The organism is Sphaerospermopsis sp. FACHB-1094 (genome assembly GCF_014696195.1).
Lineage (GTDB): Bacteria > Cyanobacteriota > Cyanobacteriia > Cyanobacteriales > Nostocaceae > Sphaerospermopsis > Sphaerospermopsis kisseleviana.
On sequence record NZ_JACJPT010000002.1, the window covers coordinates 1 to 23,460 of the forward strand.

Genomic DNA, 23,460 nt, shown 5'->3' on the forward strand with positions numbered 1-23,460 from the left:
TTTATAATCATGATCAAATCAATATTTTGATATAGCTTGCTCAAATTTTAATATATTTTGGGCTATTTTTATCACAGATTTCTTAACATTCAACACTTCTGCTTTTGTACTTCATATTTACATAAATTACTGGCTATAATTAACCCACAAAAGCAATTAGATAATACCTTAATTACCTAGCCAAGAAGTAGCATTACGATTAAATTAAAACTATAACCGACAGTAAATTATATCAAAAAGCCTATCAAGTTTACATCAAATGATAGGTTATTAATCAATAAATATTAGTCAAAATAAAACTTACAATTCAAATTAACTACTGAACTAAATTGATCAGCAAATTTATTTTTACTTTGAATCATTTGCGAATTTAAGCAACTGAAAGCTTAACTTATGACTAGAAAAAGGAAACTCAGAACCGTGAATGAAAACGAACAGAATCAATCAAATGAAGACACTACACAAAATCAACAGGCAACAACAGATAATCAAACAGTAGAAAATCAAACTGATCCAACAGGAAGAATAGTAATTATCACAGGAGATAAAGGAGGTGTAGGTAAATCCACATTTGCAAGGGGATTACTACATTTATATCTCAACAAACAGTTAAAGTATTTAGCTTATGACTCAGATCATCGTAATGCCCAATTGTATAGACATTACGACTCAGCACAACCTGGAGTAAAGCTACTTGATATTTTTACAAGAGGTGGTGCAGATGACTTACTAATAGACTTAGAAAAAGAACTTCCCCCACTGGTATTAGTAGATTTACCAGCCCAATCAGGTCTGTTTTTTGAGAATTTCGAGAAAGACTTGGGTGTATTTGATGCTGTCAAAGGCTTGGGATACAGAGTCACAATGGTGAGTGTACTATCTAGGGTAAAAGACTCAGTGAATATATTACGAATTCTTCACAAATACTGTGGCGATCGCGTTGATTATGTAGTTGTAAAAAATCTTTTTCACGGTGAAGCTGATAAATTTGAACGCTACGATAGTTCCGATACTCGGACTAAACTTTTAGCTACTGGTGCAGTAGAAATTAAAATGCCAGATTTGTTTTTCAAACCCTATGACTATATTGATGAGAAAAACTTAACTTTTGGTCAAGTTTTAGAGGATAAAGAAGCCAACATTGTCATCAAATCTCGTGTTTCAGCTTGGTTGAAGGAGTTTGAACAAAGCGTGTTAACTGCTAATCAATTATTGGGGATAAAAGAGAATGCAGTCGTCACAGATCAAGCAGCATAACCAAAATAATTCAAGGATTATCCCCAATCCTAAACGACTGGTGATGACAGTTGGTGATGCTAGGGTAGGTAAGTCAACTATAGCACGATTGTTGATTGAACTTTATCTAGAATCAAAACTAAATCTCAGAGTTTATTACAGTGGTAATCGCAATAAGTTATATGCTTATCAGCTATTATTACCTATTGCTCAATTGCCATTAACCCAAGGTGGTGCAGACCAATTATTAATTGATTTAGAAACTTTTTCTGATGTCCAAGTAGCTTTGAGTGACTTACCAGGACAAAATTTTGAAGAGTTCCGACAATTTGCACAAGAAGTTATGCTGTGGGATGCCATTGCACAATTAGGTTATCGCATTACATTTGTGCATCCAATATCATATCGTCGAGATTGCACAGAATATTTGCAAGAACTTTTTAATTGTTATGGCGATAAAGCGGATTACATCATTATCAAAAATCTGTATTTTGGTGATGAATTTCCTTACTATGACGGTTCTGATATCCAACAGCATATCCAAGCAAATGGAGGTAATGAATTGTATTTGGGGAGGTTATGGAGGGATAGTTATGAATTAGTAGAATCTTTGGATTCACCTTATAGTTATGCAGTGCAAAATTACGAGATAGATTTTATGAACCGTTCTCGTGTGTTTAACTGGATGGAAGAATTTAGTGAGCAAATTAGCAAGAATAAACATATTGAGGAATTATTGGGTTTATTAAACATTACATCGTCATTGGATTTATCAAATCAATTAAATGGCGATTTTTAATTTTTAGTTTCAATATTACAAACAGACTGTACCAAGTTATGTTTCAAGGATTGAATCTGTTGATCAATATTAAAGATTTAGAATCATAACAAATTGAGACTCAAAATGTTTAAAAAACAGGACTTACGCAAAATATCTCTCAAACTCTATTTCGTTCGTGTCTTCATGTCTTCATGTCTTCATGATTCATTATTCCATGACTTGTACGTAATACCATTTCTTTGTGAGGCTGCGCCAAATTTTAGATTGAGCTTTTCTCTCTGTGTAGCGCCAGTTGCTGCCTCTTTCAGAGGAGCTATGCCTACTGCACGCTGCGCGAACGCTAACAAGTCGGGAAACCCGCCCAACGCACTGGCTTCTCTGTGCCTCTGTGGTTCGTTTATTTTAATTCAGCACATCTATGGCTATGACACGCTACGCTATCATACAGAATTGATATAAGTCCTAATCCAAGTTAATTTTCAAAGTTTTTTGAAAACCGAAATATTTTATATTAGTCAATTACAAATCCAACAAGCATTATGTATATTATTAATCAAAATTATCAATTAATTTTTATATGTTGCCCTATTTTCGCTAACTAGTATAAAAACCCGATACCTTATATCTAAAAACGAACATTAGCTTATGAATACATCTGTAGAATCTACTTTAGATACAACATTAGCAGGACAGTCAGACCATTTTAAACAGAAAGTTCTAGATGTAGTTAGACGTTCTGGTATCAATCCTAAAGATCCGTTGTTTTTGGTGTTAAGTTCCCTGGGTAAATTTGAGGTCTTAATGGAAGACATACCAGGAAAACTTAACACTGTAGTAGAGGGTTGGACAACAGAAATAGATGACAAACTTGATAAAGCATCAAGTGTAGCCATTGTTCAACAAAAAAGCGCGATCGCCAAAGCAATATCAACCTTGTTAAGCAAAGCAGAACAGAAAAAATCTAGATCCGTCTTTAATCCTTTAATAGCCACTGGTCTGGTATTATCTGGTTTGTTTGGTATTGTTATGCTGACTGGTAATATATTTTTCCTTTGGAGAGGTAGAGGGTTAACAGAACCAGTTCGCTTGACCGTGGAAGAACAGGAAATTCTGAATTGGGCTAAGTCAAAAGACGGAGAATTTGCTCGTCAAATTATGAAGTGGAACGATTTTGACCTGAGTGTTTGTCGAGCAAAAAAAGCTCAATTAAAAGGCAGATGTATGGTCTGGGTTGTGAATAACGAAGAAAGACAACGTTATCTAGACCAATTAAATCAAAAATCAAAATCAAGCCGTTAAACTGATTTGATTCGTTTCTGGACTATCTATCAGTCCCTCTACAATTGCTTTCGTAGCAGCTTGAGCGCGATTTTGACAATCGAGTTTAGTTAGGATGCGATGGACATGAGACCTCACAGTACCTACACTCAAAAAAAGTTTGTTGGCAATTTGATTGTTTCTATCACCAATAGCAATCATCTGCAAAATCTCTAATTCCCTAGAACTAAGTGAATATTGGTGGAAAACTCGTTTCTTTTTCATACTGGGAAGAACTGCCATAGTTTGAGGGTGTAAATTTTGAATTAATATTTTAGCGATCGCAGAATCTAACCAATGTTCTTCTTTGTACGTAACATAAATAGCTTCTGCTAACTTTTCTTTGGCTATCATTGTCGTACAATATGAATTCGCACCAGCAACAAAAGCTTCTCTAACACAGACTTCTGTGGCTTGGGCATTAAAAATCACGACTTTAGTATTTGATGCTTCTTGTTTAATTTGCCTAGTAACTTCCACACCAGCACCGTTTGCCAAAGTCGAATTCACAAGAGCTATATGTGGTTTGTGAATGTCAATGATTTTTAATCCTTCTGATGCTGTTTGGGCTTCTCCACAAATCTCTATATCAGGAGCAGCAGAGAGTAACATTTTGATACCATATCGACTCAATTCATGGTCATCGATAATTACTGTTTTTATCATGTTGTTTACCTACTATGTTTGCGGTTTCTTCTGATTTGGCAGTATTAATGATGATATTTAGATATGGTAACTTATCTTGTAAGTTAAACAGATGACAGATATAATACTTTAAGATTTTCTTAATATTTGCATAATATGTGCATAGCAAATTTTCTTAGAGGATGTCTGAAAAGTTTTGAGAAAGTGATTTTGATTACGCCAATTGCTTCAACATTAAACGAATCATAGCTACATAAATAAAAGCCTCTGTTGTTTCAGGTAAAATCTCATAGTCCTTACTCAGTCTTCGACACGAGTTAAACCAACCAAAAGTTCTTTCCACAAGCCAACGTTTGGGCAGTACAACAAATCCTTTTTGTTCTTCGTGTCGTGTGACAACACTGCACAGCAAACAATAAACATCCATAACCCAATGCTCACACGCACCCATAAACGCAGACGCTCATGGATTTTCTCCCATGTCCCATCTTTTCTCCACTGCCGAAAATAGTGGTAAACAGTTTTCCATTTCGGGCAGTCGTGAGGCAGCATTCGCCATGCACAACCTGCAGACAGGATGTAAAGTATGGCATTTACCACTGCTTCCATATCAACACTACGTTTTCTACCTCCTTTTTTAGCTTCTAGAATTAACCCTGATAACAGTTCCCACTGTTGAGAAGTCAAATTACTTGGGTAGGATGCATTCATAGCTCTCGTAACGCTGTCATACTTACGTGTTTTTTCTACTGACAGGATACCGTTACGTGGGCTTTCTTACTTCTCAGACATCCTCTAAGAAGTGAGACTCTAAAATTTTTTATTATTTTCATTCATATAAGTCTAAAGATAGATTTTTATGAATAAAGATGCAAACTCAACTGCATTTTTTAATATTTTTATACCTTTTGACAGAAGTCAAATTAAAAATTGTAGGCATAACATATATTAATCTAGGACTTACGCATTGACAGGATCAACCAAATATGAGGTACGGATTTCAGGCTTTTTAACGTGATTTTTTAATGATTTTTGAGTGATCGCTATTGATCGGAAGTTAATCGACAAAAGCCTGAAACGACGGATTTTCGTTCATGCACATCATGGTGAATTTGTACAGTGCGTAAGTCCTATAATCATGCTCTTTCTGCTACTAATTTTTTTTCTGCCAAAAGGGTCGCACTTCTAGATATGACATCTAAAATGTCTGCTGGCTCAAGCAGAATAATTTGTTCTAAAACTTCCTGTTTAATTTCTTCAACAGGGCGGCTTTTAAAACTGTTAGCATAATTCAATGGGCTATTTTCCCAACGCTGACGATAGGCAGATAAAGATATATGACCGTCCAAATACTCTTGTAAAGATTCACTATCACCACCACTCACTTTTGCCAAACGCAAAAAGTTTTTAGAGTCAGCTTCAGGAACAACTTTCGCTTTTAACCATCTATACACGGTTGTAGTATCAACACCTATTCTTTCAGCTAACTTTTTCTGAGTCCAACCTTCTTCTAATAAATGTTCAATTAATTCTGCTAGTCGTTTTTGACGTTCTTGCATAGTAGAAAACCTGGTTCTACCAGTTATAAACTTTACTTATTATTCCACTTTATATTTATTATGATAACGTTGGCAACTTTAAATATTGATGTTTAACCCTGAAATTGGATTGAAAGTATCTACTTCATCAGATTTTTGGGCTGATTTAGTACATTTGCGATGCCAACTTTGCTTAATTTTATATAAGCGTTTAGCAATACTCAAAGTGGGTGAGGCTTGCTAATTTATTTTATTCACTAATTGAAGACTAAACCTCTTTCCTTTACAAGAGTTTGAGGAAAATTCTCTATCAACTATCTACCACAAACCAAGAAACATTTTGGATCACATTGGCAGGGAATTGTTAAGAAATTATAAATAATATGCCAGTCTAGATGGCATTGTGCAAAAATTTTAATTGCACGGTGCAAAGTTAAAAAATCTACTTGACTAAGCATCCGTCAACAAACAAGGTGTCATCACTAGGAAAGCGAAGTTATGGCCTATATGACGGAATCTAGGCGAGATCCTGTGAATGGGGGGGGAAACCAAACCAGGTCATCTTCTGATTTTACCGTATTTGAGAATACAAGAAATCTTCTCCTGGAAGACAAAAGTGATCCAATGGGGTTAGAGACTGACTCTGAACAAAATCAAGCTGATAGTCAAAGCGTATCAAAGATAGAAAATCAGCTAAATGAGGCTGAAGCTTTAGAACTAGATAGATTAGAAAAGAAAATTGAAAAGGGTTTAAGAGGATTTTGGGAAGTAGGCCAGTCTTTGGATCAAATTCGAGACAAACGACTTTATCGCCAAAACTATAAAACCTTTGAGGAATATTGTCTCAACCGTTGGGAATTCTCCCGTCGTTCTGCTTATCGCTTGATACAAGGTGCATCGGTTTATGAAAATCTGAGACGTGGATCACAAACTTCTGAAAATGTGACCCATGGATCACAAAATTCTGAGGATGCTACCTGTGGATCACAAACTTCCGAAAATGTGACCCGTGGATCACAAAACTCTGAGGATGCTACTTGTGGATCACAAACTTCCGAAAATGTGACCCGTGGATCACAAATTAAAATTCTGCCGACAAACGAACGCCAAGTTAGACCTTTAACAACTCTATCCCCAGACGAACAGCGAGAAGTTTGGGCTAAAGCAGTTTCTACAGCACCCGGTGGAAAAGTCACATCTGGTCATGTTGCCCAAATTGTTAGAGAGTACCACCGTGAAAATTCAGGGAATAAATCTAGAAAAAGTTACTCTTTTGACAAGCAAAAGCAATCAACTAATGATTCTCAGCAGTCAGTAAACCGTAGTTGCTGGAATTGTATGTATTGTAGTCGGGATTCGGTAAAGGATGATCCACAAAGTTTTTATTGCGATCGCCTGGGTAAATTGAGTTTTGTTGAGAAAGACGGCAACCAACGTGGTGCAGAATGCGAATACTGGACTTACCGCTTTGGAGAATCTTCTCAAGTCAGAAAAAATGTCATCCCATTACGAGAAACTTTTAACGTGAATTTACAACTTCCAGCACATTTACAACCTCTGCTGCAAGATGCTGCTAAAGATTCAGGGTTAACTGTTATGGACTGGTTGACAAAACTGGTAGAAGAAAAGCTTTCACACGAAAATGAAAATCAAGATACAGATATTGATGAAAATTTCGTGGGTACTGTAGTTTCAGAAGTTGCTTGATATTCAGGATTTGGTAATCACTGGATAATATCATTTAGGGTAAAAGTGAAGGCAGAATTAGAAATTTTTGAAATTTTGAGGGGTAATTATATTTTAAATAGCATTAATCAATAACGGTTAAATGCTGAGGTTTTTCACACTCATCCTTTTTTCAGATGCACGAACCGCAGAGGCGCAGAGAACGCAGAGGAAGAGGAAATTGGGAGAGTTTTTGGTGTGGCTGTGTTTATTTTTTTCAAAGTTTGAATGATCTCAATTGTTAAAACACTTTTTAAATAAAAAGTTTTAAAAAATGGAATTTGTTAATCAATAAAAATGAAATTATATGATTTTCAATCATAAACAATAAACAATTAACTTTTTAGAATTATTTCTTTCTGAAATTAAGAAAGGTTAAGAATAAGAAATTTTGATTTTTCTCTTTGAAAGGAAAGGTTTGAACTCTTGAATGAAACAATTAATTATCAATTGTTAATTGTCAATTATCAATTGATAAGTAAGTTTCAACAGTATTTTCAGTATTAACAGCGAAATGTAACTTCTAATCATGTCAACTTTTGGTAATTTGGGGGAGGACAGTTTTGGTATCAGTAGGAGAGAATAAGAGAAGGTATCCAAACCCTGAATTATCAGGCTATCAATTAGCAATCCCTTACTCACCAGATGCTACACGCAAAACTGGAACTGCCACTATTGCTAATCCACAAATACCAACAACAACTAAGCGACTCAGAAAAGCTAAAAACCTTCCTTTCACAGAACAACCGCTATTTATAAACAATAACTACGAAATGACAGCAACAGGTGCGCCAATTATTAGTGCTACCCAAGCATACCTTAAACAACCTGATTGGAATAAGTATAGTGATGGCAAACTTTACTTCTCAAAAGAATTTGGTAAAGGTCGTTATATTGAGTTCTACATACTTCACCAACAAGCACATCAACCTCAATATATTTTAGACAGTGCAGAACACCAAATCCTGGAAAAGTACGGTGTAATGGCTGCTAGATTACACGCAGTATTTGCTACTTATGCTGCACAACAACAAGAACCTTGGAAAGAACCTTTTATCCTGCGTGGTTCAGAACTAATTAAGACGCTGCAAATATATAAAAGTAAAAAGTTAAGTAAATCACAAAAACTCAAAGCTATAGCAGATTTGGCTATGGTTGTTGGTACTTTGGGAGCAGTTATTCAGTGGTACGAAGGCGATTTAAATCTTTGTATTAAAGAACGTTGTTTACTGTGGATGGTGAGTGTACAGGAATATAGCCAGCCAAATTTATTTCAAGAACCAGAAGATTTATTAGAGGTGATAATTCGTGTACAGCCTGGACTTTGGACTTATAATTTTCTCAATGCTGAAGGAGAAAAAGCAAAAACTGCACTTTATCAATGTGGGTTTATTCCCAAAGAAGTTTTTGATTTAGATACTCATCAACATAAACTAGCTTTCAATTTAGCTTTGTACATTATTCAAAATAATGGCACTTGCAAAAATGGAATTTATACAGTTCGGAATTTATTGGCCAATATATTACCAGCTAATCAAATTGAGAAATTAGTGAATGATTATCGCTATGGTTGGCGATTAAAAGAAGATTTAGAAGAAGCTTTATTACTGTTAAAAGATAAGGTTAATATGACGATTGAATTTGATGATGAAACCTATCCATTATGGTTAAGACCTGTGTGGGCGATACCAGAAGAATTAGCTCATTTATCACCTCAAGAAAGAAATCAAAAGTTACTGGGAAAGAAGAAGTTACCAGATAATTATATTCAAAATATTTTATTACCTGCTAAGTTAAGTTTTAAGTTACCTTCTTCACAGATAAATAATAATAAATCAGTAAAAAATCAAAAAAATACAAAATTTCACACAAAATCTAATAAAGCTGGTGTAAAAACACAAAGTCAGGTTGATGTTGTCATAAATAATTCTACCGTAGCTGAAACTTTGGGAGTAAATAATGGTAAAGTAACAGTTAAGAATATACCTGTTATCAAGGAAATAACTGGCAGCTTGGTTAAACAAATGAGAACAGCTAAAAAAATGAGTCAAAGAGATTTTGCTCATGCTGTAGGTATGAGTCAAAGCTGGGTCAGGGATATTGAGACTAAAGGTAAAGATGCACCTATTCCTGAAAAGTATACTGCTATAATTAAAGAGGTTTTAAATTTTGGATAAGCTGTTGAAAATCATGAGGTAATAGCAATGGCTTATAGCGATTTTAGCTTAACTAAGTTTAGGAATAATTTTCATATTACAATTAAGGAAGAAATTGATTTATTTGCCGCTGTAGAACCTATAGAAATCAGTGAAAAGTTAACCAGCACTTTGGAAGAAACTACGGAACTTGCGTTAGCAATAAATACAGAAAAAGCACGCTCAGAAATGATTATTACGCCAATTTTATTAGAAGTTAGGCGTAAGGCTAATTATCAAATTAGTTTATTTTCTGGTACAGATTTTAATGTTGATGTTGAGAAAGGTTTAAATGGTTATTGTGATTTTGTTATCAGTCGTTCTAGGGAACAGTTAACAATTAATGCTCCTGTGGTAATTATTGTAGAAGCTAAAAATGAAAATATTAAAGGTGGTTTGGGTCAATGTGCAGCAGCAATGTTAGCAGCACAGTTGTTTAATGAACAGGAAGGTAATGAAATTAAAACTGTTTATGGTGCTGTGACAACTGGAGATATTTGGAAGTTTTTAAAGTTGGTAGGGACAGAGATTTTTATTGATTTGAACAATTATTATATTAAGGAGTTAAACAAGATTTTAGGTATTTTGTGTCAAGGTGTTGGGGGTTGAAAATTAATCTCCTCCGGTGCTGCACTCCACGCTCTAAAATAATGAGGATGTTTTATAATAGTGTAAAGACAATAATTATATTGAGGTAAAAAATATGGCACAAAGTCCATCAGAGAGAATTGTGAGACGTGGAAGAGTATTTCCTGAAATTCAATGGACAGAAGAACAAAAAGCCCAAGATAGAGCGAGAAGAAAGGCATTTTCAGATCGTTGTTGGGTGATTTTTGAGCGTTTAAAACCAGAAATACTCGATAAATACTATGGTTGGTACATTGCTATTGAACCTGATAGCGGTGATTATTTTATTGATCAGGATCAAGAGGTAGCAAGTAAAATGGCTAGAGAAAAGTATCCTCATTTAATTCATCATATTTATGGCATTAATGAAAGGGGAGTTAGTGGCAGAATATGATTGAGGGGAGATTTAGAAATAAAGGTCAAATGCAAGCATCCCAATTTTGAAAAAATAAACATAACCACACCAAAAACTCTCTTCCCTTTGTGTATTATAACCCTTTGAGCAAGAGTTTAGAGCATACTACAAACGTGCATCCTTTACGATAATACATCCGATTTTGTAAGGGATACAATCAGATCAAGGGTGGGGCAGTTTTTTGTTAGTTTTTTAAGTATATTTACGGTATATATATTGAATTTAAAGGTTTATGATAAAAACTAAAATAGTCTGGTTTAATTAATAAAATTACTTGTGAAGGCAGAAAGCATGAAACCCGGATTTCTCACAAGCCAAAAAAAACATTCATAAAGAGCAAAACAAAGGAAGTTTATTTGCTACATAAGTAGGGAAGATGAAAAAAGGAAATCTCCTAAGTATAGATTTGATAGATTTTGTTAAATATCAAGAAGTATTCAGGTAAAATATACTGATATAAATAATTGAGTATTAAAATTAGACATGACAAAAAAGAGTTAAGAAAAAAACTTTTATCCCCACCCTAAATTAAAGCTAAAAATGAGAGTAATAATCGTCACAAAAGAATTAACCAGGATTTGGTAACAACTGCAAACAACGGTAAGCAGTAGCATAAATATGCTGATAGGGACAAGAACTATTAATTGCAATTAAAACTCGCCGGGTACTCACAGTAATCAAAGCTCCTAACTTCAACAATTTGGTACGGATAGTCCCAACTTGAGCATTCTGTAATTCAGTTTTAACTAAACATTTATTTCGCAAAGCATTCATTAAAACATAAGCTATGGAAGAGAACCACAAACGTAGTTGATTACCAGCAAATGTATGGGTACTGGTTCTATCGCTAAATAGTTCTAATTGTTGTTCTTTAAAACGATTTTCCATCTCACCTCTAGGACAATATTTCTGGGTATAAACTTCACTTGGAGGCATCTTATTAGTAGGAATTGAGGTAACAACAAAACGGATATTAGTTCCCTTTGCCCCATACTCAACTTTAGTTACTACACGACGACTACGACTCCAAGATTTATGGGTTTGATAGTCAATAGTTTTATACCAAGTTGAGTTTTCTATCAGATTTGATGCCAGTTCAGGAAGTTCAATATCTGGAACAAATAGAGTTTCTAAAAAGGAAACTACCGTGGATAGCTTTTGCTCAAACTCTTGCTTGGCTTTACTTTGAGTTAGAGTGGTCATCTTTATTAAACGACTGTTTTCCGGCAACCCAAATACATAATCTACTTTGATTTGAGACTCACACCATTCCATAATATCTTCTCGGGAATAGGCGCTATCTCCACGAACTAAAATCTCTACATTATTCCATTCTGCACGTATTTGTTTAATGACTCTCTGTAATTCTGATAATGCTCCCTCTACTGGGTCTACATTGGCAGCCCTAAGTTTAGCTGCTAATAAATGTTTTCCACAGAAAATATAAAGTGGTGCATAGCAATATCCTCCATAATAAGTATTGAAAAATACTTGTTCTTGATTCCCATGCACTAAATCATCAGTTACATCCAAATCTAAGATTATTTGTCTTGGTGGTGATGAATAAGATTCTAAAAATATGTCTACAAATAATTTCTCAATCTCTTCTTGAGAATGACTAATTTTATGGTAGCGACTTTCTGCTCCTTGTTCTAAATTTTCAGGACAATGTTCTATCCGATTTAATGTACTCTTTCCTGCCAATGTACATGGTTCATTCTCTTGACCAATGCTTTTTCCTAATGCCAGTGCGAACATTGGATCATGACGTAATTCTTCATGGTCATTTAAGTCTTCATATCCCATTATTAAGCCATATATTCGTTGTGTTAATAAGCTTTCTATGGGATGTAATGTCTTATTTGGCTTTCTGTAGTCTTGGAAACATTTAGCTAATCGTGATGTTATTAGGACTTACGCATTGACAGAATAACAAAATAGTGCATTGATAAATAAGGGTCGTCTAGTAATGGGTATGAGAGAATGAGAGAAATTACTAAACCCTCGACAGCACAATGCAATCTAGACATCTACACCTTATTTTTACTGTCAGAGCCAAAGTATGGAGGGTGCAGTAGGTTAGCCGAGATATTGGGAGATGTTTCACATGATAGTGTCAATCGCTTTTTATTGAGAGAGAGATACGAACCAAAAGATTTATTCAGCATAATAGAGAAAATTATCAACCTGGTAGGGGGGATATTAAGTGTAGATGATACAGTCATAGAAAAGATTTACAGCGACCCTAAAAATGCGGAATTAATCAGTTATTTTTGGTCAGGGAAAGCCCATAAAACTATTATTGGCTTAAATTTAATCACTCTATATTACAGCGATATTAATGGTAATTCAGTGCCAATAAATTATAGAATATATGATAAAAAGGAGGGAAAAACAAAAAACGATTATTTTAGAGAAATGGTAAGTGAAATAATAAGCTGGGGAGTCAAACCCAGAATGGTAACAGGAGATAGTTGGTACTCAGGAGTAGAAAACTTAAAATTTCTAAAAAACCAGAAATTGGGTTTCCTATTCGGAATTGAAAAAAATAGAATAGAACTGTTTCAAATGAGCCGCACAAGTATTGCCAAGTAGGCACTTTGGATATTCCTGAAGAAGGATTAAGAACTCATCTGAAAGAATTTGGATTTATAAAGTTGTTTAGGAAAGACTTTAAAAAAGAAGACTCTAGACATTATATTTTATATCTGCCAGATGAGGAGAAAATTCAAGACATAACCAGAAGTACCTTCGTCACAATTCATGATACTCATTGGGGTATTGAAACCTTTCATCGTGCCATAAAACAAGTGTGTGGAATTTGTCGGTTCATGGTTAGAGATACCTGTGCAATCAAAACTCACATATTTTGTTCACTTCAAGCATTTGTGAAATTGGAGTTTATGCGCTCTGAAAATATAATTAGCAATTGGTATGAAGTACAGAGGAATCTGTTTACTTCTGTTGTCCATGAGCATATTTTTGCCAACCTTCGCAAGGATGTCATTATCTAGACTACATAGATGATATTTTTTGTCAATGCGTAAGTCCTAGTTATTTGCAATTTTCGGTCTATTTCCGCAATTAAACTTAAACCTGCATCCGATGTTACTTTACCACCCTGGAAATTCACTACTATTGGTCTTGATTTTTCTCTTTCAAACTTGAACTGTTTTGGTGTACTATCTGTTGTTAGTGGGGTCATACTTTATAACTGCTGAAATGCTTTCTAAATATACATTTTCGCAGTTTTTGACCTCTTTTTTTATTTTCTTTGTGAGAAATCCGGGGAAACCAGGATACGTTTATTTAATTCATAGTATAGGAACAAATAGATATAAAATAGGACGAACTGTAAGACACCCGGAAGAGAGATTAAAAGAATTAAATAGAGGACAAAGCCCTTATCCTTTAGAACTAATTCATTTTATATCTGTAAATAATGTTTATACAATTGAAAAAGAGCTACATGGTAAATTTCAACAATACCGTGCTTATGGTGAATGGTTTGAATTCACATATGAATATGAAATTTATAATGTTATTCAAATAATGAATATACATAACAATAATGATTATTATATTCAAAACCAAGAAAGTGTAATTTCTTATGATGATGAGGAAGATGATGACGAAGAAGATATTATCTTTAACCCACATTCCGCACCCTCAACTGTCACAGATCAAAAAAGCCAGCAAAGTAGTACATAATAACTAAAGTCAATTTAAAGCTTAAGAGGCTTAATGAGAAGGAGTTGCATTAAAAGAGAAATGGTGTGAGAAAGTGAAGTTGGGTAACAAAAACATTCTTAAAAAAATGAATTGATAACCAAATAAGAAATAATTGATTACAACAGAAATATTAGAGGAAACTGTTGTGAAATTAAAACCTCAAGAAATAGAAATTCAGAACATAGACCATCTAGGGATAGTAGCAGGAATAATAGATTCAATAGGATTAGTAGAAATCATAAATGAATTAATAGGAGTCGAAAAAGGAGAGAAAGTAAGTCCGGGTCAAGTAGTAAAAGCCATGATAATAAACGGGTTAGGATTTGTCTCCAAACCGTTATATATGTTTTCCGAATATTTTGAAACAATCGCCTGTGAACATCTAATAGGAGCAGGAGTAAAACCAGAATATCTCAACGACGATAAACTGGGGAGAGTCATGGATAAACTATTTATAAAAGGATTGGATACAATCTTTTTTATCATCGCAGTAAAAGCAGCTCAAAAATTTGGAGTATCACTGTCAACATCACATTTAGATTCATCATCAATGCACGTACATGGGCAATATAAAACTAGCTTACCAGAAGTAATATTTGAGAGTCAAAAAGTAGGAGATAACCAAGAATTAGAAGAATTAACAGTAAAATCACCAAAAGAAATAACCATCACTTATGGTTATTCTCGTGACCACCGACCAGACTTAAAACAATTCATCATAGAAATGATATGTTCAGGAGATGGAGACATACCAATATTTTTGAAACTAGCATCAGGAAACCAAGCAGATTCATCATGCTTTGGTCAAATAGCAGTAGAATATCACAAACAATTAGAAGTTAATAGTCTCATAGTTGCTGACTCGGCTTTATATACAGAATCAAACCTGAAAATGATGTCAGATTTACGTTGGTTATGTAGAGTACCATTAAGCATAAAAGTAGCAAAATCATTAATCTCAACAATCCCAGAATCAGAATTTATTGATAGTACAATACCAGGATATAAATTAGCATCAAAAACAGAAAATTATGCCGGAATAGAACAGAGATGGCTAGTGGTACAAAGTCAAGAAAGAAGAGAATCAGACCTGCGTAAGCTCACACAAAAAGTTACCAAAGCAGAATCAAAAGCTGTGCAAGATTTAAAAAAATTATCACAAGAGAGATTTGCTTGTGAGGCTGATGCTATCAAGGCATTGTCCAAACTATCAAAACAATTTAAATATCATCAAATTAACGAAACTACGGTTACTCAAGTCAAATCTAGCAAAAAAGATTCTCCAGAAGAAATATCCTATCAAATATTAGCGACAGTCTCCGAAGATGAAAGTAAAATTAATACAGAATTGCTGAGTGCAGGGCGTTTTATTATTGCGACAAATGTTTTAGATTCACAGGAACTGACCAATGATTCCATACTCAGTGAATATAAAGCTCAACAATCATGTGAACGGGGGTTTGGTTTTCTCAAAGACCCATTATTTTTTGCAGACAGTATTTTCCTCAAAAGTCCTGAAAGAATAGAGTCTCTAGGAATGATTATGGGTTTATGTCTACTGGTTTATACTTTGGCTCAACGTCAAATTAGAAATGCTCTAAAAGAGTCTAAATCAACAATTAAAAATCAATTAGGCAAAGCAACTACCCGTCCTACTTTACGCTGGATTTTTCAATGCTTTCAGTGTATTCATTTGGTTACACTCAATCAGGAGGAACATATTTCTAATTGGAATAAGGACAGAGATTTTATCTTGAGTCTTTTACCAAATGATTGTTTACGTTACTATCAATTAGTCACCTAATTATTATCTCTATTAATTTAATTTCTATGAGTGAAAATGAGCTAATCTATTTGATGTATTGCTCCATTTTACTATGTCTATAATTTCGTTTTTATCCTGGAAATATTAGTCTAATTTATCATTTTTCTCTTGAATATCTTCTTTTATTTATCTGTTGACCTCTCCAGGTGGTGTTCATTCTTATTGCTTCTTATTAAGAATAGGTTTTGATGAACTTTTTGGTGATTTACTGTTTCTCAAATGCCTTTTTTCACTTTATATGTCTGTTTTTATGCTCACTTTGATTTTTTCTCTACGTAATTTCCCTCTGTGCCAGTTCAGGGTGCGGAATGTGGGTTCAATAAGTCATCCGTGATAGCATAGATGGCAATTATTTCATTTAACATACACCCCTCCTTTTTTTCTGACTGGAGGGGATTTTATTACTTTATTCACCCACTGCCTTCACAAAGTACAGCCTTAGCGATCGCTCTTCCCCATAACTAGCAACTTGGGTTATTAATTCCTGAACCCAACATTTAGGCAAGATTGAAAGTAAAGCAGCGATAATCTTAGACTGCGATTTAATTGGCATTTCATCTAAAAAATACTGCCAATCAATATCATCTAAATGTTTATCTATCGCAAATACTGTTTTAACTATTTCCTGATGAGATTTCGTCTCGAAATTTTGCAGACTAAAATCTATATCTGTCATTTCCAATTCCTCTTTTACAACATCGCTTATATCATCCAAATTATTCCTTTTGCTATTATTACTATTTAATAGAGAAAGGAATATTTTTAACCATTGTTTCCAACCTCCTCCAAACTCAGTTGCTAATTTGGAAATATAACCCTGACTCATACCAGAAACTGCTGCTACAACTGGTTGAGTAATCTTTTGTCCCTGTAACCAAAGTTCTTTAACTGCTGTTTCAATTTTCCACCAAGATTTCTCATCTTTAGAACCAGCTTCAATTGTCATTTCTGCTGCTTGTATATATTTGATTTCATGTTCTAAAAAGCTCAAATCGTAATCAGCACAAAAATAAAAATTAAGTTCTGATTCCCGACGATTATTTACTCTTAATCTGCCAATAGCTTGGATAATTTCCGATTGCGTAACCCAATCAATAAATTTTTGTAAATCTTGATTGATTTTTGAGTAAGATAATGGTTTATTACTATTCCTATGATTGAGTTTTCCATCATCCCAGTTATGATAGTTAACTTGCTCATCAGTGGGTTTTAAAGTCAGATATAAGGTTTCTAAATGCCCGATATTCTGATAGGGAATCCCAAAAGTAGCTAAAGCTGTAATTTCTTGGAAATCATTAGAACCGCGACTGTCTCTAAACCAACCACCATCTTCATTTTCACAGCATTTCACAAAGTCAATAAATTTGATATCACTATGACGAGACAATAATTCTTGTCGGAGTGCGCTGACTCTTTCTTGACAGTAGGAAGAACGATTTTTTGAAACTTGTCCTAATCCTGTAATTTGGATAATTTGTAAATTATTAGGTTTCCTTATTTCTTGCTCTACAGTTAAAATTGCTTCTGGTTCAATATCAAACCACCAAGCTATATACTCAGGTTTTGTAGTAGCATCTAAGTAAACATTCCATAGTGTTGATTGACTAATTGCACTATGACGTGAATTACGAGTTGTCACGCTCAACTTACCATTATCAATCCGCATTGCGCCGGGAATTTTTCTACTCCAAACTTGTAAAAATGGTACAAACCAGTTAACTACTACTTCTGTTTGAATTTTATCCACTAATTCAGAAATAGGATTACCAAACTGTTTTCGCACTTTTTTGGGTAAATCACTTAAATCTACTCCATACCTACTGGTAGAGTTAAAAATCGGTAATAAATCTGGTTGTAAAATCTGCATTACTTCTGTAATGATTTCATCTAAATTTTCTGGTGCTTTACCCAACATTCCTCGGACACCAGCATCATTCCAACCGTAGTAAGGTTGTTGAATATCTCCTGTGATACATTCTCTTAAAACTGCCCACATTGGTTGTAATTGCAGACTGATTTCAGGAGAATGAGTCATTAACTCTGCCATTACTTGATCAATGTCCCGTAAATTGGCAGTGATAGTATTAACTGGTTGTACTGTTTGCATAACTTCATCCCAGAAAATACCGCTAGTTGACCAGTCGAAATCTTCTGGTTGGGGTGCGCTGTCGGGATGGGAACGAATGCGATCGCTCTTGAAAGTCTCTTTCCTTAAAAAACGATGTCCAAAACCGGGACCTGCACAACCACGACAAGCTTCTAGTAAATGACAAGTAGCACAGATGGGGTTTTCTGCACCTTCAATAGAGTCTAAATTCTTACTACGTAAAACATTAAAAATCTGACTACGATGGCAATTACCTTTTGTATCTGGTGTTTCTCCCTGTTTAGGCCATCTTAAATAGCGTTTCCCGTTAGGGGTAGTGTCCCAGACCATACCTGAATTACGTACATCCAGATATTCATAATTGCGTTCAATGGTTTCTGTACTCACATTGCGAGCATGACTGGTAAAATACCATAACTTTTCTACTCCCAAAGCTGTTGGTAAAGCTGTTCCTGCATCATGGCTTTTAAATGTACCGGTGGGACTTTTATCTAAAATGTGTTTCCACCCGGCTGCAATAGCTTCAGCGTAAACTTGCAAACGCTGACCTTTTTTGAAGATAATTTTCGGTGGTTGTTGTAAAGTGCCATATTTAGCGAACTTTCCAGGTTTGTACTCAATGACATTGCATGGTGCAATGGGTGAGGATAAACCTTGCTCATCTTCCGAAAGCAGTTGTTTTTCATCAGGTTGTGATGTAAAGGAATTGGGAACAATATCTCTTAAACTCTCTTTCCTTCGTGTCCTTTGTGTTCTTTGCGGTTCGTTTATCTGAAAATTACACTCATCTTGATCCAGAAGTTCTGTAACTCCCTGATCTGTGGAAAGTTCTGTTTTTCCATCTTCCCTGTACTCTGTTCTCCTATTCGTGATTCTGCTAAAACCATCATGATCAGCATTTAACCCAAAGGATGAAACAGAAAAATCACCTTTGAAAACACCATCACCTTGTAAAGCTGCGTCAAACCTCTTAACCTTGTCTTTTCTTTCTCCGTGTACTCTGTGCCTCTGTGGTTCGTATCTATCCGATACTCCCGAATTTTGTTGACCAAAACCATTTTTGGGACGATAACGCTCCACCATGCGCCCAAACCAGAGCTTTAGTTTGTAGAGCATTCCCCATTCTCTGTCTATCTGAGCCAGAGACTGTTGTACTTGTTCTGAACATCCAGCGAAAAACTCTTCTGGTGTCAAAAGAGGTAGGGGAGCAGTGTGCGGGGGACAGGGGGAAGGTATTGCTTCATTATTCCAACTCACCATTACCTGATATCCACCTTTACGGCAGTATTCAACGCCTTTTGCATACTGCTGAATTAAATCTAAATTGTCTGTAGAGTTGGGAGCAGGTTTTAGCGTGATCAACTTATCCTGCACCAACTGGAATGAACCTTGTTTGAGTAGTTTTCTGATTTGCTGATGGATATGATGACGATTCAGGTAAGCAGCCGTGCTAATTAGTTTAATCTCATCTTGCCGACCTACGGCCAGTAATTCGTCAATGTCTAATTGCTCTTTAGTTTCCAATTGTCCCCAGTCACCCACAGAGAGATGATATCTGCATTTACGGCACTGTTGCAGAGTATCTTCATTACCTTGGGCAATATGAGGATTGAGTATAGCACCAGCATCAGGCATCAAGCGAATTTTTTGGGGACGCAACCGCTTCAAGTAATCTTTGAGGGTTTTGTTACCATAGCGTGCGGCCACTGCTGTACCAATGACGGCAATATCAGTTTGTCCAGAACGCCACAAAAACACGGCGGTGAGTAGAGACTTGAGTGCGCCTTCGCAAAGAATTACTACTTTTGCCCTTTTACTGTTTGGGTGTTTCCAGCAAAACAGAGGTAGTTCCCCATTTGGTAAATGTGGTCCGTTTCCTCCTTGGTTGGAACTACTCAACCAGATGTATTTGGGTTTGGTTTGCAGAGTAGCAATTTGAAAACCGGTGATTTGAAAATTGGGGTCAAGGGCTGCGATCGCAATTCCTTCTCTCCCCAATAGTCTACCTTCAAGTGACACCCCAGCCAAAGCAGATGTTACCCCCACCGGGGCAGATAATCCTGGTTCCCAGCTTCTCACCCAACCTAAGTCTTTGAGCCAGTTAATTTCCTGAGTAGTCAACTGTCGTTGTGTTTGCAGGTGGGAGATATGTTGAGTACCCAAACTACTCACAGTGGAGTTTAAAAGTAATCGGTTTTGCCTGTTCCGTTCCTCAATACTCAACCCCTTGTTTATCTTTCTGCTACCAGCCCGACTTTGAGGCGAAGACAGACGCTCACCCTGGATTTGACCACTTTTATCATCTGGGACAAATAAACCGCCCATATCGTTACGCAGGAGCTTGATAAAGCGATAACCAGCAGGGGCATCATATTGGCTGAAACTCCGCAAGCACTCAATTAAGTTATCTGAGCGAATAGCGCAACCGTGATGGTTGCCACAGACAGGACAAGGATTGCGTTTGGTGGTGTATTGACGTTTCATGGCAGCGCACTCAAAACCAGGTGAGTAGTCCCCGCAGGGCTGAAATAGATGTTCTGACTAGGATACAACCCCGTTTTGAGTAGTTTTTTTCCGGCCATATCTATATAATGTGCAGGTTTTATTAAATTTGAGTTGTAATTTCCTGAAAGCTTTATGGGGTAAGGGTTTACTCAAAAATCAATTATCACAAGGGGGGGAGTTAATTATCACAGGTGGGGGACATAATGAGTAGTCGAAAATTGCCCCTTTTTTATTGTCAATAAGGGTGAGTAGTTATTATTTTTGAACATAATATCAATGGTTTTGAGATTTTTTATTCTCAATAAGCTGGATGTTTATCACGAGTGGGGGATATGGCGATCGCTCTTTACGGTGCTGTTCGTGATAGTTCCTTGAGGGGGAGTTATTGAGTAGTTGAAAATTACCCCTTTTTTATTGTCAATAAGGGTGAGTAGTTTTTATTTGTGAACGTAATATCAATGGTTGTGAGCTTTGTTGTTGTCAGTAAGCTGGATATTTATCGCAGGTGGGGGGTGTGGCGATCGCCCTTATTCTTCCTCAAGAGCGATCGCCCTTATTCTTCCTCAAACGTTATATTTGCTCAACATCAAATCGGTATAATCGGTTGTACAATCTCTCCCATGTATGACGATACCTGCCGATACCTTGCCGAACACTTCTCCGCCGACTTCGCCAGTTGGCTGTTAGGGAAGTCTGTCACAATGACAGAACTCAAACCCTCTGAACTCTCCCTCGATCCGATTCGCGCCGATGCCCTAATTTTACTGGAATCAGACGAATCTGTTTTGCATATCGAGTTCCAAACACTTCCCAAAAACAATATTCCATTCCGTGTTTTGGATTACCGCGTGCGAATGTACCGCAAAGATCCAACTAAACCGATGCGGCAAGTTGTGATTTATCTGAAGCAGACTACCTCAGAGTTAGTTTATCAAACCAGTTTCACAATGGAACGCACACACCATGAATTTGATGTCATTCGTTTGTGGGAGCAACCTGCTTCACTATTTTTGCAATATCCTGGACTATTGCCCTTTGCTACACTGGGACAGACTGCCAATCCAGCAGAGACCTTACGCCAGGCAACTAAAATTGCCGATCAGATTGAAGATCCAGCGATACAGGCGAATCTGATAGCAGCCTCAGCAATTCTGGCTGGGTTAAGATTAGAGCAAGACGTAATTTATAGTTTAGTGCGGAGAGACATCATGCAAGAATCTGTGATTTACCGTTCGATTCAGGAAGAAGCAGGGGCAAAAAAACAGAGAGAAATTGCCAATAATTTACTAAGAGAAGGTTTAGCGATTGAGATGGTTGCCCGTGTAACAGGCTTATCGCTCAAAGAAGTCCAACAAATTCAACAACAACTGAATGAGTCTCCACAGAATTAGTCCTAACTGTATGGTTATAGCAGCCTAACAAATCGGTTGCAGTACACTGACAAGAAAAGATGTTTATCTTTGATGATAAAGCGATTGCCTTTGGCACTGCGCTCCGCGCAATCGCTTCTTATGGTGGTGTTAGTGGTAATTCCTTGAGGGGACTTAGTGAGTGGTTTAAAATTGCATAGCAATATCGCATCTGTCAATTCAAAGGTAGTGTCTTTACCTATACCTAAATACTTGTAGGCAGCTTGACAAAATTCTTCTAAGAAAGTACGTTTCATATTGGCGAGTAAAACTAGGTGATTCTTCTCTTAGCTTCTGCCAAAAAGAGACTGTATTCAATCAGACTCCCTTTTTTTCTTGAACATCACCGATTTAGTCTAAACTTAAATTCTATTAATCTCCTAATTCTTGTTCTTTTTTATTAAATTCATTACTTTGATTGTATTCCATTAATGCTATCAATTTAAACTTTTCTAACTCTGCCTCTGTTAATTGATTTGTAGTAACTTGAAATTGGGCATAATTTGTTTTTTTAGTAGCATTTAAAGCAACTTCGTTTTCAAAATATAAATGTTGCTTCCTTTTCAAAATTAAAATTTGCTCCTCTGTAGGTGTAACTTGTAGTGAAGCAGTAAATTCATCCGATTGATAAACTCTCATTTCTCCATATTCACTATCTTCTAATAAACTTCCTTCGTTCATTAACCTTGCCATTATCAGAGGAATAACATACAACATAATATCTTCCTCATATATTTTTGCTTGGTTTTCTTCTTGTTCATCTTCTAAAACTATGATCGAATCATAATTGATTTGAGTGAAATTATCTTGTTTTTCCGTTGTTTTATTTACAGTTAAATCATCTACGAAAGTTATTGGTGATTCAGGAATAAACTCTGGATTTTCTAACTGGATTTCGTCTGGTTCAAATTCTATTAAAATGGATTCTTCTACTGTTCTTCCAGAATTAAGACTAGCAATAATAGATGCCAATGTTTTGATAGCATCGTTTTGTTCTTCAATACTCACTGTTTCTGTTACTGGAATAGATTCTGATTCATCGTAACCAACATATTCAAGAAGTTGGCTTAACATATAAGCAGTTTTAGTAGGTGAAATATCAGGTGATATTTTATTTGATTCTTCAGTGAGTATAGCTAGGGGGTTATTTGTCATAAATTTATGCTAATGAATTGATTAGGTGGGTTGTTATAGCAGAAGGCAATAGTGAAATACCTTATTATTTTTATGTTTCCATAATTGATAATGTCTTAATTACCTTGGCTACAGCTATAGTTTAAAGATGTATTGTAAAAAACGCAATCTGAAATTGAAGTTTAGTTTACATACTTTGGTGTTTTGTGCAAATAAAAAAAATTGAATTTGATAAATATAGGACTTACGCAAGATTAACATATTTTCGT

17 protein-coding genes and 3 pseudogenes are annotated in these 23,460 nt (G+C 35.6%); 12 read left to right on the forward strand and 8 right to left on the reverse strand.

All coding sequences use genetic code 11. The features are described from left to right. Positions 1 to 420: 420 nt before the first annotated feature. The 3 genes from H6F47_RS00630 (at position 421) to H6F47_RS00640 (ending at position 3,316) form a co-directional block, all read left to right on the forward strand. On the forward strand, positions 421 to 1,257 hold the full coding sequence (locus H6F47_RS00630; RefSeq protein ID WP_347239053.1) for a chromosome partitioning protein ParA: 837 nt from the start codon (positions 421 to 423) through the stop codon (positions 1,255 to 1,257). Continuing rightward, positions 1,229 to 2,035: a hypothetical protein gene (locus H6F47_RS00635; RefSeq protein ID WP_137666486.1), complete on the forward strand. Its 807-nt coding sequence runs from the start codon at positions 1,229 to 1,231 to the stop codon at positions 2,033 to 2,035. Before H6F47_RS00630 ends, H6F47_RS00635 begins: the two co-directional genes overlap by 29 nt. A gap of 627 nt (positions 2,036 to 2,662) precedes the next feature. Continuing rightward, positions 2,663 to 3,316 carry a DUF6753 family protein gene (locus tag H6F47_RS00640; protein ID WP_096573086.1) on the forward strand — a complete coding sequence of 218 codons (654 nt, stop codon included), beginning with the start codon at positions 2,663 to 2,665 and terminating at the stop codon, positions 3,314 to 3,316. Here the strand turns inward: H6F47_RS00640 and H6F47_RS00645 are convergent. The 3 genes and pseudogenes from H6F47_RS00645 to H6F47_RS00655 form a co-directional block, all read right to left on the reverse strand. Next, positions 3,305 to 4,000: a response regulator transcription factor gene (locus H6F47_RS00645; RefSeq protein ID WP_096573085.1), complete on the reverse strand. Its 696-nt coding sequence runs from the start codon at positions 3,998 to 4,000 to the stop codon at positions 3,305 to 3,307. The two genes, H6F47_RS00640 and H6F47_RS00645, sit on opposite strands and share 12 nt — an antisense overlap. A 193-nt stretch (positions 4,001 to 4,193) precedes the next feature. Then, positions 4,194 to 4,690: pseudogene (locus H6F47_RS00650) on the reverse strand (transposase). 425 nt (positions 4,691 to 5,115) lie between these two features. Then, positions 5,116 to 5,538, reverse strand: a complete 423-nt coding sequence (locus H6F47_RS00655; RefSeq protein WP_096573084.1) for a helix-turn-helix transcriptional regulator — start codon at positions 5,536 to 5,538, stop codon at positions 5,116 to 5,118. Between the two features lie 477 nt (positions 5,539 to 6,015). On the opposite strand from H6F47_RS00655, the gene H6F47_RS00660 reads away from it, so the two are divergent. The 4 genes from H6F47_RS00660 (at position 6,016) to H6F47_RS00675 (ending at position 10,458) form a co-directional block, all read left to right on the forward strand. Next, entirely contained in the window at positions 6,016 to 7,224 is a 1,209-nt protein-coding gene (locus H6F47_RS00660; RefSeq protein WP_096573083.1) for a hypothetical protein, read from the forward strand. A 581-nt stretch (positions 7,225 to 7,805) separates the two neighbouring features. Then, a complete protein-coding gene (locus tag H6F47_RS00665) occupies positions 7,806 to 9,419 on the forward strand; it encodes a helix-turn-helix domain-containing protein (protein ID WP_096573082.1) in 1,614 nt (537 codons plus the stop codon). A gap of 27 nt (positions 9,420 to 9,446) precedes the next feature. Next, positions 9,447 to 10,046, forward strand: a complete 600-nt coding sequence (locus H6F47_RS00670; protein ID WP_096573081.1) for a hypothetical protein — start codon at positions 9,447 to 9,449, stop codon at positions 10,044 to 10,046. 94 nt (positions 10,047 to 10,140) lie between these two features. Then, positions 10,141 to 10,458 carry a hypothetical protein gene (locus H6F47_RS00675; RefSeq protein ID WP_096573080.1) on the forward strand — a complete coding sequence of 106 codons (318 nt, stop codon included), beginning with the start codon at positions 10,141 to 10,143 and terminating at the stop codon, positions 10,456 to 10,458. Between the two features lie 588 nt (positions 10,459 to 11,046). Here H6F47_RS00675 and H6F47_RS00680 read toward each other — a convergent pair. Beyond that, positions 11,047 to 12,393 (reverse strand): annotated as a pseudogene (locus H6F47_RS00680) (IS1380 family transposase); the annotation flags it as partial. Positions 12,394 to 12,462: 69 nt separating this feature from the next. On the opposite strand from H6F47_RS00680, the pseudogene H6F47_RS00685 reads away from it, so the two are divergent. Next, positions 12,463 to 13,493, forward strand: a pseudogene (locus H6F47_RS00685) (transposase). Here the strand turns inward: H6F47_RS00685 and H6F47_RS00690 are convergent. After that, positions 13,490 to 13,684 carry a transposase gene (locus tag H6F47_RS00690; protein ID WP_096573079.1) on the reverse strand — a complete coding sequence of 65 codons (195 nt, stop codon included), beginning with the start codon at positions 13,682 to 13,684 and terminating at the stop codon, positions 13,490 to 13,492. The pseudogene H6F47_RS00685 and the gene H6F47_RS00690 sit on opposite strands and share 4 nt — an antisense overlap. Positions 13,685 to 13,701: 17 nt before the next feature. Between H6F47_RS00690 and H6F47_RS00695 the strand changes: the two genes are divergently transcribed. From H6F47_RS00695 to H6F47_RS27655, 3 genes are all read left to right on the forward strand, one after another. After that, complete coding sequence (locus tag H6F47_RS00695) at positions 13,702 to 14,190, forward strand: GIY-YIG nuclease family protein (protein ID WP_190647298.1); 489 nt, start codon at positions 13,702 to 13,704, stop codon at positions 14,188 to 14,190. A 166-nt stretch (positions 14,191 to 14,356) separates the two neighbouring features. Then, on the forward strand, positions 14,357 to 16,015 hold the full coding sequence (locus H6F47_RS00700; protein ID WP_190647377.1) for an IS1634 family transposase: 1,659 nt from the start codon (positions 14,357 to 14,359) through the stop codon (positions 16,013 to 16,015). 133 nt (positions 16,016 to 16,148) lie between these two features. Beyond that, entirely contained in the window at positions 16,149 to 16,370 is a 222-nt protein-coding gene (locus H6F47_RS27655) for a C4-dicarboxylate ABC transporter (protein ID WP_347239055.1), read from the forward strand. A 72-nt stretch (positions 16,371 to 16,442) separates the two neighbouring features. Here the strand turns inward: H6F47_RS27655 and H6F47_RS00705 are convergent, their stop codons facing one another. Further along, positions 16,443 to 20,627, reverse strand: a complete 4,185-nt coding sequence (locus tag H6F47_RS00705; RefSeq protein ID WP_242027294.1) for a hypothetical protein — start codon at positions 20,625 to 20,627, stop codon at positions 16,443 to 16,445. 641 nt (positions 20,628 to 21,268) lie between these two features. On the opposite strand from H6F47_RS00705, the gene H6F47_RS00710 reads away from it, so the two are divergent. Continuing rightward, complete coding sequence (locus tag H6F47_RS00710) at positions 21,269 to 22,039, forward strand: Rpn family recombination-promoting nuclease/putative transposase (protein ID WP_096573076.1); 771 nt, start codon at positions 21,269 to 21,271, stop codon at positions 22,037 to 22,039. 14 nt (positions 22,040 to 22,053) lie between these two features. Here the strand turns inward: H6F47_RS00710 and H6F47_RS00715 are convergent, their stop codons facing one another. Both H6F47_RS00715 and H6F47_RS00720 read right to left on the reverse strand, forming a co-directional pair. Further along, on the reverse strand, positions 22,054 to 22,314 hold the full coding sequence (locus tag H6F47_RS00715) for a hypothetical protein (RefSeq protein WP_096573075.1): 261 nt from the start codon (positions 22,312 to 22,314) through the stop codon (positions 22,054 to 22,056). Between the two features lie 115 nt (positions 22,315 to 22,429). Then, positions 22,430 to 23,212: a hypothetical protein gene (locus H6F47_RS00720; RefSeq protein ID WP_190647300.1), complete on the reverse strand. Its 783-nt coding sequence runs from the start codon at positions 23,210 to 23,212 to the stop codon at positions 22,430 to 22,432. Positions 23,213 to 23,460 lie beyond the last annotated feature (248 nt).

Excerpts from the sequence above, each read along its gene's own strand:
- H6F47_RS00690 (WP_096573079.1), bottom strand. The coding sequence starts at position 13,684 with ATGACCCCACTAACAACAGATAGTACACCAAAACAGTTCAAGTTTGAA.
- H6F47_RS00645 (WP_096573085.1), bottom strand. The coding sequence starts at position 4,000 with ATGATAAAAACAGTAATTATCGATGACCATGAATTGAGTCGATATGGT.
- H6F47_RS00635 (WP_137666486.1), top strand. The coding sequence starts at position 1,229 with ATGCAGTCGTCACAGATCAAGCAGCATAACCAAAATAATTCAAGGATT.
- H6F47_RS00710 (WP_096573076.1), top strand. The coding sequence starts at position 21,269 with ATGTATGACGATACCTGCCGATACCTTGCCGAACACTTCTCCGCCGAC.
- H6F47_RS00655 (WP_096573084.1), bottom strand. The coding sequence starts at position 5,538 with ATGCAAGAACGTCAAAAACGACTAGCAGAATTAATTGAACATTTATTA.
- H6F47_RS00660 (WP_096573083.1), top strand. The coding sequence starts at position 6,016 with ATGGCCTATATGACGGAATCTAGGCGAGATCCTGTGAATGGGGGGGGA.
- H6F47_RS00695 (WP_190647298.1), top strand. The coding sequence starts at position 13,702 with ATGCTTTCTAAATATACATTTTCGCAGTTTTTGACCTCTTTTTTTATT.
- H6F47_RS00640 (WP_096573086.1), top strand. The coding sequence starts at position 2,663 with ATGAATACATCTGTAGAATCTACTTTAGATACAACATTAGCAGGACAG.
- H6F47_RS00715 (WP_096573075.1), bottom strand. The coding sequence starts at position 22,314 with ATGAAACGTACTTTCTTAGAAGAATTTTGTCAAGCTGCCTACAAGTAT.
- H6F47_RS00720 (WP_190647300.1), bottom strand. The coding sequence starts at position 23,212 with ATGACAAATAACCCCCTAGCTATACTCACTGAAGAATCAAATAAAATA.
- H6F47_RS00670 (WP_096573081.1), top strand. The coding sequence starts at position 9,447 with ATGGCTTATAGCGATTTTAGCTTAACTAAGTTTAGGAATAATTTTCAT.
- H6F47_RS00675 (WP_096573080.1), top strand. The coding sequence starts at position 10,141 with ATGGCACAAAGTCCATCAGAGAGAATTGTGAGACGTGGAAGAGTATTT.
- H6F47_RS00705 (WP_242027294.1), bottom strand. The coding sequence starts at position 20,627 with ATGAAACGTCAATACACCACCAAACGCAATCCTTGTCCTGTCTGTGGC.